7 protein-coding genes are annotated in these 7,400 nt (G+C 67.4%); 4 read left to right on the plus strand and 3 right to left on the minus strand.

Translation table 11 applies throughout. The annotated features are described in order from the left end of the window. Positions 1 to 189 precede the first annotated feature (189 nt). The 3 genes from AC1Q5S_RS10555 to polA form a co-directional block, all read right to left on the minus strand. Positions 190 to 495: an AzlD domain-containing protein gene (locus AC1Q5S_RS10555; protein WP_303837978.1), complete on the minus strand. Its 306-nt coding sequence runs from the start codon at positions 493 to 495 to the stop codon at positions 190 to 192. Next, the gene (locus AC1Q5S_RS10560; protein WP_492238833.1) at positions 492 to 1,214 is read right to left on the minus strand and encodes an AzlC family ABC transporter permease; all 723 of its coding nucleotides are present in this window, start codon (positions 1,212 to 1,214) and stop codon (positions 492 to 494) included. Before AC1Q5S_RS10560 ends, AC1Q5S_RS10555 begins: the two co-directional genes overlap by 4 nt. Positions 1,215 to 1,407: 193 nt before the next feature. Then, positions 1,408 to 4,200, minus strand: a complete 2,793-nt coding sequence (polA, locus tag AC1Q5S_RS10565) for a DNA polymerase I (RefSeq protein WP_303837841.1) — start codon at positions 4,198 to 4,200, stop codon at positions 1,408 to 1,410. A 161-nt stretch (positions 4,201 to 4,361) separates the two neighbouring features. On the opposite strand from polA, the gene AC1Q5S_RS10570 reads away from it, so the two are divergent. From AC1Q5S_RS10570 to AC1Q5S_RS10585, 4 genes are all read left to right on the plus strand, one after another. Continuing rightward, the gene (locus tag AC1Q5S_RS10570; protein WP_492238834.1) at positions 4,362 to 4,781 is read left to right on the plus strand and encodes a hypothetical protein; all 420 of its coding nucleotides are present in this window, start codon (positions 4,362 to 4,364) and stop codon (positions 4,779 to 4,781) included. Between the two features lie 131 nt (positions 4,782 to 4,912). Further along, positions 4,913 to 5,272, plus strand: coding sequence for a hypothetical protein (locus tag AC1Q5S_RS10575; protein WP_492238835.1), 360 nt, complete (start codon positions 4,913 to 4,915; stop codon positions 5,270 to 5,272). 56 nt (positions 5,273 to 5,328) lie between these two features. Then, positions 5,329 to 6,279, plus strand: coding sequence for a homoserine kinase (locus AC1Q5S_RS10580; protein WP_303837846.1), 951 nt, complete (start codon positions 5,329 to 5,331; stop codon positions 6,277 to 6,279). 102 nt (positions 6,280 to 6,381) lie between these two features. Further along, the gene (locus AC1Q5S_RS10585; protein WP_422205102.1) at positions 6,382 to 7,224 is read left to right on the plus strand and encodes a BPSS1780 family membrane protein; all 843 of its coding nucleotides are present in this window, start codon (positions 6,382 to 6,384) and stop codon (positions 7,222 to 7,224) included. Positions 7,225 to 7,400: the final 176 nt, after the last annotated feature.

Raw genomic sequence — 7,400 nt, forward strand, 5'->3', positions numbered from 1 at the left:
GATGGCCCGTGGCTGGATGAGTTTACCGATGCGGTTTGCGATCCGCTTTCCCTGCATCCCTACTTCCTCATCCGAAAAGCTGTCTGGCGTGCTCCGAAGCCTGTGGTGTCCAGTGGAAGGGCGGCTATTCCAGTCCTGCGATCAATGAAAGCGGGCGGGTGAGGTGATCGATTGGGGCAAGGCACTCCCTCACCCCCACCACCGCACCACCCCCGCTGCTACCGCCCCCAGCACCACCACCAGCAAAAACGGCAGGCGCAGCCACAAAGCCAGCGCGGCCACGGCCAGGGCTGCCAGCCGCGCATCCAGCACCAAAGCGGTACCTGAAGCAAAAGTGTTCATCACCGTCAGCGCCGACAGCAGGGCCACGGTGATGGCGCCCGCCACGCGGGCCATGCGGGGGTTTTGCAGCCAGCGGGCGGGCACGGCGTAGCCCGCGAGTTTGGTGAGGTAGGTGACGGCACAGGCCAGCACGATGGCGGTCCAGAGCGTCATGGCGCGCCCTCCCCTCGGACGGGCGGCGCATCCGGGCTGCGCACCCACCAGCCCCAGGCGGCACCCACCACGGCGGCCAGCAAAATGGGCAGGCCGGGCGGCAGCAGCGGCACGGCCAGGGCGGTGGCCACGCCGCACACCACGGCCAGCGCCACGGGTTCGCGCTGTTTCAGGCGCGGCCACAGCAGGGCCAGAAAGGCAGCCACGGCAGCACCGTCCAGGCCCCAGCGGCGCGGGTCGCCCAGGGCGTCGCCCAGCACGGCACCGAGCAGGGTGAACAGGTTCCAGAGCACAAACACGCCGACGCCCGCCGTCCAGAAGCCGCGCCGCTGCTCCGCAGGTTCGGTTGGACCCGAGGCCGTGGCAGCGGATTCGTCGATGGTGAGCTGCGCGGCCACGGCCTTGCGCCAGCCGGTGGGGGCAATCATGCCGTTCAGCTGCATGCCATAGACGGCGTTGCGCACGCCCAGCAGCGCGGCGGCGCCCAGCGCGGCAGAACCCGCGCCGCCGCCCGCGATGACGCCGATGAAGGCGAACTGCGAGCCGCCGGTGAACATGAGCAGGCTCAGCGCCATGGCCTGCCATACCGTGAGGCCGGCCGCCACGGCCAGCGCGCCAAACGAGATGCCGTAGAGCCCCGTGGCGGCGGAAATCGACAGGCCCATGCGGATGGCGGGGGTCCAGGTGGCGGGGCGCAGGGTGGGCGGGGGAGATTGCATCTGCTTCTGGTTTGAGCGCTGGTGGCGCTTGCTGGATAAGCGCTGGAGACTAAAAATACTTAAAAATCTGTAGGACGACTGGTGAATGGTTGGATGCCTGGGGGCTTGGGGGCTTGGGGGCTTGGTAATGCCCCCCTGCCTGCGTCGTGACCTGACCCCTTTGCCTGCGCCGTGTCGGTTCCTGCGCTGGGGCTCAATGCGCCTTGTCCCAGTTGGGCCCCACGCCCACCTCGGCCAGCAGGGGCACCTTGAGATCGGCCACGCCGGCCATCAGGCGCGGGATGTGGCTTTTGAGCCAGTCCACCTCGCCCTCGGGCAGCTCGAACACGAGTTCGTCGTGCACCTGCAGGATCATTTTGATGGCGGGCTTTTCAGCGTCCAGCACCTGCTGCACCTTCACCATGGCCATCTTGATGAGGTCGGCCGCCGTACCCTGCATGGGCGCGTTGATGGCCGCGCGCTCGGCGCCGGCGCGGCGCGGGCCGTTGGGCGAGTTGATTTCGGGCAGGTACAGGCGGCGGCCAAACACTGTTTCGACATAGCCCATGGACTTGGCGGCGGCCTTGGTGCCGTCCATGTACTGCTTGACGCCGGGGTAGCGCTGGAAGTAGCGGTCGATGTAGGCGGCGGCGGCCTTGGTTTCGATGCCCAGGTTCTTGGCGAGACCAAAGCTGCTCATGCCGTAGATCAGGCCGAAGTTGATGACCTTGGCGTAGCGGCGCTGCTCGCTGGTGACCTGGCCCACCTCCACGCCGAACACCTCGGCCGCGGTGGCGCGGTGCACGTCCAGCCCGGCGTGGAAGGCATGCAGCAGCGCGTGGTCGCCGCTGAGGTGGGCCATGATGCGCAGCTCGATCTGGCTGTAGTCGGCGCTGGCGATCACGCAGCCCGTGGGGGCCACGAAGGCTTCGCGGATGCGCCGGCCCTCGGCCGTGCGGATGGGGATGTTCTGCAGGTTGGGGTCGTTGCTCGACAGGCGGCCGGTGACGGCCACGGCCTGCGCGTAGTGCGTGTGCACGCGGCCGGTGCGTGGCAGCGCCAGTTGGGCGAGCTTGTCGGTGTAGGTGCCCTTGAGCTTGACCAGGCTGCGGTGCTCCAGCAGCTTGGCGGGCAGGGGGTAGTCCTCCGCGAGCTTTTCCAGCACCTCCTCGTCGGTGCTGCGCGCGCCGGTGGCGGTTTTCTTCACCACGGGCATGCCCAGCTTGTCGAAGAAGATTTCGCCCAGCTGCTTGGGGCTGCTGAGGTTGAAGGGCTGGCCCGCGATGGCGTAGGCCTCGGTTTCCAACTGCACGATGCGCTGGCCCAGCTCGTGGCTTTGCGCGGCCAGCGTGGGGGCATCAATCAGCACGCCGTTGCGCTCGATACGGTAGAGCGCCTCGCTGCTGGCGATTTCCAGTTCGTAGATGGCGCGCAGCTTGTCGTCGGCCTGCAGCAGCGGCCACAGCGCGTGGTGCACGTCCAGCGTCTGGTCGGAGTCTTCGCACGAGTAGGCCGCGGCCTTGTCCACGGGCACCTGGGCAAACGGAATCTGGTGCGCGCCCTTGCCGCACAGGTCGTCGTAACTGATGCCGGTACGGCCCGTGTGGCGCTCGGCCAGGCTGGTGAGGTTGTGCGGCTTGTGCACTTCGAGCACGTAGCTTTGCAGCATGGTGTCGTGCACATAGCCTTGCACCTCGATGCCGTGGTTGGCAAAGACATGGCGGTCGTACTTGATGTGCTGGCCGAGCTTGTGGCACTTGGCATCTTGCAGCCAGGGCTGGAGGCGCGCCAGCACCTCGGCCAGCGGCAATTGCGCGGGCGCATCGGGCCCGGCATGGGCCAGCGGAATGTAGGCCGCCTCGCCGGGCTGCACACTGAACGAGATGCCGACGATTTCGGCGCGCATTTCGTCGAGCGAAGTGGTTTCGGTGTCCAGCGCCACCAGCTCGGCTTTCATCAGGCGCTGCAGCCAGTGGTCCAAGTCGGTCCAGTTGAGGATGGTGTCGTACACCACCGCGCGTTGCTGCGCGGCCTCGGCCACGGGGCTGGCGGAGTGGTCGGCGAACAGGTCGCCACTTTCGCCCGGCATGGCGACCACGGGAACGGGGGCCGCGGCCGGCACATCGCCCCCCAGGGCACGCGCCAGGCCCTTGAAGCCGTATTGTTCGTAGAAGTCCTTGAGCCGGGGCGTGTCGGGCATGCCGATGGTGATGGCATCCAGCCGGGGCAGGCCCTCGACCCAGCCGTCGAGGTCGCAGTCGGTCTTGATGGTCAGCAGCTGGCGGCCCGTGGGCAACCAGCCGAGCGCCTTGCGCAGGTTCTCGCCGGCCACGCCCTTGATCTTGTCGGCGCTCTGCACCACGGCGTCAAGCGAGCCATATTCCTGCAGCCACTTGGCCGCCGTCTTGGGACCGACCTTTTCCACGCCGGGCACGTTGTCCACCTGGTCGCCCACCAGGGTCTGAAAATCCACCATCAGCCGCGCGGGCACGCCGAATTCGGCCTCCACGCCGGCCAGGTCGCGGCGCTTGCCGTTCATGGTGTCGATGATGGTGATGTGTTCGTTCACCAGCTGCGCCAGGTCCTTGTCGCCGCTGCTCACGATCACCTCGATGCCCTGGCGCGCGGCCGTCACGGCCAGGGTTCCGATCACGTCGTCGGCCTCCACGCCGGGCACGTCCAGCACCGTCCAGCCCAGCAGGCGCACCACCTCGTGGATGGGCGGGATCTGTGCACGCAGGTCGTCCGGCATGGGGCTGCGCTGCTGCTTGTAGGCGGGGTAGATGGCGTCGCGGAAGGTCGGGCCCTTGGCGTCGAACACGCAGGCGGCGTAGTCGGCATGCACCTCCTTGCGCAGGGCCTGCATCATGTTGATCATGCCGCGGATGGCGCCCGTGGCGGGGCTGGCCGGGTCGCCCGGCACAGCACGCAGGTCGGGCATGGCATGGAAGGCGCGGTAGAGATAGCTGGAGCCATCCACCAGCAGCAGGGTCTTTTTGTCGCTCATGCGGCGATTGTCACAGCAAGCCGCTGCCAGCGGGCGCCCACGCGCACCGGCATGCCCCGGCCCTCGGCGCAGGGCATGAAAACCGGCAAAATAGCCCCCTTCCCAGGCACGGCGCCGTGCCGCAAGGCTGCGGCGGCGTCTTCACTGAAAAAGGTCAACCCATGAAAAAACTGCTGGCGTTGCTGGTCGGCGCGGCGTGCACGCTGGCAATGGCGGACACGGAATTCAAGAACGTTCCGGTGCCGCTGCAAAAGGCACTGCGCGGGAACACGCTCAAGACGGTGCAACTGGACAACGGCGTGCTGCGGCTGCAAATGGACAAGCCGGCCGTCACCGAACTGGTGTACGCAACCTTCGTCTTCCACAACATCTGCGCCGAGCAATGGCACAACCCGGAGCAGTTCGCCCAACTGGCCCTGAAGCGGGTGGAACTGCTCAACGCCAGCGGCGCCCAGGGCTTCGCCTTTGACGCCCGGGGCGATGTCTGCGAGCAGATGGGGCAGCTGGGCAAGAACTTCCGCACCTTCATCGGCCAGCGTACCGTGCCGTGCGAGGCCGGCACCTGCCCCCAACATCCCTGAGCGGTTTTCCGGCAACACTCCGGCGCGCTTGCCACGGGTTGGCAGCCGTGCGGAAACAAAAAGAACTATCCCCGCTGGGCGGCACCGGGCGATGCGCTGCCTTGCCGGCACGCCCCGCCTACAATGGCGCCATGCGCGCTGTTCACCTCTTTTTGCTGCTGGGCCTGACCACCAGCCCCCTGCTGGCCCAGACCACCCCTTCGATTACCCCTCAAGGCAATGCAGACAAGCGCGAGCAGCTCCCAAATCCAGAGAAACTGGACGGCCGCAAGAACCAGCGCACCGAACGCATTCGCGTGGAAGACGAGGGCAGCCGCGTGGACGAACTGCGCGTGGGCGGCCAGACCCAGAGCATCACCGTGCAACCCAAGACGGGCGACATGCCCGAATACGAAGTGCAGTCCCCCGACGGAGCGCGCAGCCGGGCCGGCAGCCGCAACGGCGCCGAAACCAACACCGCCCCGCGCGTCTGGAACGTCATCAAGTTCTGACACGGCGCGCTGGCTGCCCCCTCTTTCCTCTTTTTATCCCGTATCTGCGCTGAGCGATGGCCGTTTTTACCGAAGTCTCGACGAATGAGGCGCGCGAACTGCTGCGCCGTTTGCATCTGGGTGACCTGGTGGCGCTGCGCGGCATCGAGGGTGGCATCGAGAACACCAACTACTTTCTCACCAGCGACCAGGGCGAATTCGTGCTCACGCTGTTCGAACGCCTCACCGCCGAGCAGCTGCCGTTCTACCTGCATCTGATGAAGCACCTGGCCCACCACGGCATGCCGGTGCCCGACCCGCAAGCCGACCAGAACGGCGACATCCTGCACACCGTGTGCGGCAAGCCTGCGGCCGTGGTGAACAAGCTGCGCGGCAAGAGCCAGCTGCTGCCGCAGCCCGTGCACTGCGCGGCCGTGGGCACCCTGCTGGCGCGCATGCACCTGGCGGGGCGCGATTTTGACCGGCACCAGCCCAACCTGCGCGGCCTGCCCTGGTGGAATGAAACCGTGCCCGTGGTGCTGCCCCACATCGGCCCGCAGCAGGCGGCCTTGCTGCGCTCCGAACTGGCCTACCAGAACCATGTGGCCGCATCGTCGGCCTACGCGGCGCTGCCGCGCGGCCCGGTGCATGCCGACCTGTTCCGCGACAACGTGATGTTCGATGGCGAAGAACTCACGGGCTGCTTCGACTTTTATTTCGCGGGCGTGGACACCTGGCTGTTCGACCTGGCCGTCTGCCTGAACGACTGGTGCATCGACTTGGCACAGGGCGCCCATGACGCCACCCGCGCCGCCCGCATGCTCGACGCCTACCAAGCCGAGCGCCCCCTGACGGCAGCCGAACGCGGGCTGCTGCCCGCCATGCTGCGGGCGGGCGCCCTGCGTTTCTGGATTTCGCGGCTGTGGGATTTCTACCTGCCGCGCGAGGCAGCGATGCTCACCCCGCACGACCCCACGCATTTCGAACGCGTTCTGCAAGACCGCATTGCGCACCCGGTGCATGCCTGAACCCCTTCAACCCGGAGGCCTTTGGGGGCGCTGGGTTAAATTCACCGGTGCTGCCCCGCCACCCCGGGTGCCGGGCCCTCTCCTGATTGTCACCCCCTCCCCATGAAACTCCACATCGTCCCCGCACGCACCGGCCTGGAATGGGTCAAGCTTGGTATCCGGGCGTTCTGGCGGCAACCCATGGCGCTCGCGGCCCTGTTCTTCATGACCATGGCCGCCATGTCCCTGGCCACCATGATTCCGCTGATCGGCCCCGCCGTGGCGCTGGCCCTGCTGCCCTCGGCCACGCTGGCCATGATGGTGGCCGCCGCCGAGGCCGTGCAGGGCCGCTTTCCCACGCCTGCCGTACTGCTGGTGGCCTTTCGCACCGGGCGCCAGCGCCTGCGCGACATGCTGGTGCTCGGCGCGCTGTATGCGCTAGGGTTTCTCGGGGTGATGGGCCTTTCGGCGCTGGTCGACGGCGGCCAGTTCGCGCAGGTGTACCTGGGCGGCGCCCCCCTCAGCCGCGAGATGGCCGAGACGCCTGCCTTCCAGGGCGCCATGTGGCTGTCCATGCTGCTGTACCTGCCGTTGTCCTTGCTGTTCTGGCACGCGCCAGGCCTGGTGCACTGGCATGGCGTGCCGCCGGTGAAAAGCCTGTTCTTCAGCATCGTGGCCTGCCTGCGTAATTTTGGTGCCTTTATGGTCTATGGGCTCGCATGGATGGGCGTGTTTCTGCTGGGCGGCCTGGTGGTCAGCCTGGTAGCGGGCCTGCTGGCCGTGGGCGGCCTCACCGCCGTGGTGGGCGGCATCATGGTCGGCACGGCCATGATGATGGCGGCCATGTTCTTCACGTCCGTGGTGTTCACGTTCCGCGACTGTTTTGAGCCGCCCGAAAAATCCGGGCCGCAGGCACTGCACAGCCAAGCGTCCGACTCCGCGCCGGGGCCTGACGGCACGGCGTGACAAGTGCCGGGCAACGCAGCCTGCCGTCGTATTGCCCCTCTCCGCGGGGAAACCCACGCTCCGTGACGGCCATGCGCGTGCCACCCGCACCTCCGAGCCCCACCGAACGCTTGCCAGCGCCCGCGCCGCAATAAAAAAGCCCGCCGGCCTGGGTTTGCCAGCCATCTGGCAAACCC

The organism is Acidovorax sp. GW835-FHT14B10 (genome assembly GCF_058793725.1).